Source organism: Burkholderia sp. Ac-20349 (genome assembly GCF_017104865.1).
Taxonomy (GTDB): domain Bacteria; phylum Pseudomonadota; class Gammaproteobacteria; order Burkholderiales; family Burkholderiaceae; genus Burkholderia; species Burkholderia aenigmatica.
This window is the reverse complement of the sequence record NZ_JAAGPM010000308.1, coordinates 1-2,206: the sequence shown is the minus strand read 5'-3', so window position 1 is coordinate 2,206 and position 2,206 is coordinate 1. Positions and strand designations below refer to the sequence as shown.

Annotated in this window: 2 protein-coding genes and 1 pseudogene; all 3 read left to right on the top strand. The window is 70.9% G+C overall.

The window, feature by feature from the left end; all coding sequences use genetic code 11:
• The coding region (locus G3N61_RS38785) for a FliI/YscN family ATPase (protein WP_205825085.1) at positions 1-1,109 on the top strand (1,109 nt) is incomplete at its 5' end.
• Between the two features lie 5 nt (positions 1,110-1,114).
• Complete coding sequence (fliJ, locus tag G3N61_RS38780) at positions 1,115-1,573, top strand: flagellar export protein FliJ (protein ID WP_043184690.1); 459 nt, start codon at positions 1,115-1,117, stop codon at positions 1,571-1,573.
• Positions 1,574-1,604: 31 nt separating this feature from the next.
• Positions 1,605-2,206, top strand: a pseudogene (locus G3N61_RS38775) (flagellar hook-length control protein FliK); the annotation flags it as partial.

Genomic DNA, 2,206 nt, shown 5'->3' with positions numbered 1-2,206 from the left:
CGCGCGTGTGGCCGCGCGAAAGCGCGCCCGTCACCGATCCGCTGGCGGGCGCCAAGCGCCTGCCGGTCGGCTGGGAGATGCTCGGGCGCGTCGTCGACGCGTCGGGCCGCCCGCTCGACGGCCTCGGCCCGCTCGCGTCGAAAGTCGACGCGCCGCTGTCGGCGCCGTCGATCAACCCGCTCGAGCGCGAACCGATCCATCACGTGCTCGACGTCGGCGTGCGCGCGATCAACGCGCTGCTCACCGTCGGCCGCGGGCAACGGATGGGCCTGTTCGCGGGCTCCGGTGTCGGCAAGTCGGTGCTGCTCGGCACGATGGCGCGCTACACCAGCGCGGAAGTGATCGTGATCGGGCTGATCGGCGAACGCGGCCGCGAAGTGAAGGAATTCATCGAACAGATCCTCGGCGAGGACGGGCTCGCGCGCTCGGTCGTCGTCGCGGCGCCGGCCGACGTGTCGCCGCTGCTGCGGATGCAGGGCGCGGCCTACGCGACGTCGCTCGCCGAGTATTTCCGCGACCAGGGCAAGCACGTGCTGCTGCTGATGGATTCGCTGACCCGCTACGCGATGGCGCAGCGCGAGATCGCGCTCGCAATCGGCGAGCCGCCGGCGACGAAGGGCTACCCGCCGTCGGTGTTCGCGAAGCTGCCCGCGCTCGTCGAACGCACCGGCAACGGGCCGGAAGGCGGCGGCTCGATCACCGCGTTCTACACGGTGCTGACCGAAGGCGACGACCAGCAGGACCCGATCGCCGATTCGGCACGCGCGATCCTCGACGGCCACGTCGTGCTGTCGCGCGCGCTCGCCGAGGCCGGCCACTATCCGGCGATCGACATCGAGGCGTCGATCAGCCGCGCGATGACCGCGCTGATCGACGAAACGCACCTCGACCATGTCCGGCAGTTCAAGCAGATGCTGTCGCGCTACCAGCGCAATCGCGACCTGATCGCGGTCGGCGCGTACGCGCCCGGCCGCGACGCGCAGCTCGATCGCGCGATCGCACTCTACCCGCGCATCGAGGCGTTCCTGCAGCAGGGCTTTCGCGAATGCGCACCGTTCGCGTCGAGCCTCGCCGGGCTCGATGCACTGTTCGACGCTTACGGAGGCTGATCCCGATGGCTCACGGCTTTCCCCTTCAGTTGCTGCTCGACCGCGCACAGGACGATCTCGACTCGGCCACGAAGCAGCTCGGCACCGCGCAGCGCGACCGCACCGCCGCCGCCGAGCAGCTCGACGCGCTGCTGCGCTACCGCGACGAATACCACGCGCGCTTCTCGCAATCCGCGCAGCACGGGATGCCGGCCGGCAACTGGCGCAATTTCCAGGCGTTCATCGACACGCTCGACACCGCGATCGCACAGCAGCGCAACGTGCTGGCCGCGGCCGAAGTCCGCATCGACGAAGCACGCCCGAACTGGCAACAGAAGAAGCGCACCGTCGGCTCGTTCGAAATCCTGCAGGCGCGCGGCGTGGCGCAGGAAGCGAAGCGCGACGCCCGGCGCGAACAGCGCGACGCCGACGAACACGCCGCGAAGATCCTGCGCATGCGGGCCGACGCGGCCCGGTCGTCGTAACCGCCCCCCGTATTCGAACGAGAGAACCGTCATGCCTCCCCTGCCTCTGCTCGGCGCGCTGCTCGACACCGCCGGCACCGTCCTCAAGGCCGCCCGCAGCTCGGGTTCGTCCGGCGCCGCCGGCAACGATGCCGCGACCGCCACGGCCGCCGTGCCGTTTGCGCAGTCGCTGAAGCAAAGCGTCATCACGCGTCGCGATGCGTTGCATTCCAGCGTGCCGGATGCGTCGACGAAACAGGCTTCGTCGAAGCCGGCCGCCGGCGCGAAGCCGTCCGCAGCCGATGACGACGACACGACCGACGATACGACCACGAACGCCGCCAGCAACTCCGATGCCGCCGCGCTTGCGGCCGCTGCGGCCGTGCAGGCGCAACTGCAAGCCCGTACGGACAACGCGACGCCGGCCGATGCCGCCGCCGCTACCACGGCGCAAAAGACGGCCGTGTCCGGCCAGCCCGATGCCACGGCCACGCTGACGGATCACGCGACCAGGGACGCGGCCGCCCAGCCGGCCACGCCGGCGTCGGGCCGCGATGCGTTGCAAACCGCGCTCGACAGGCTCACGGGCGGCTCGGGCGCGATCGCGATGCCCGCGACCGGCACGACGGCGTCGGCCGCTGCATCGACCGCATA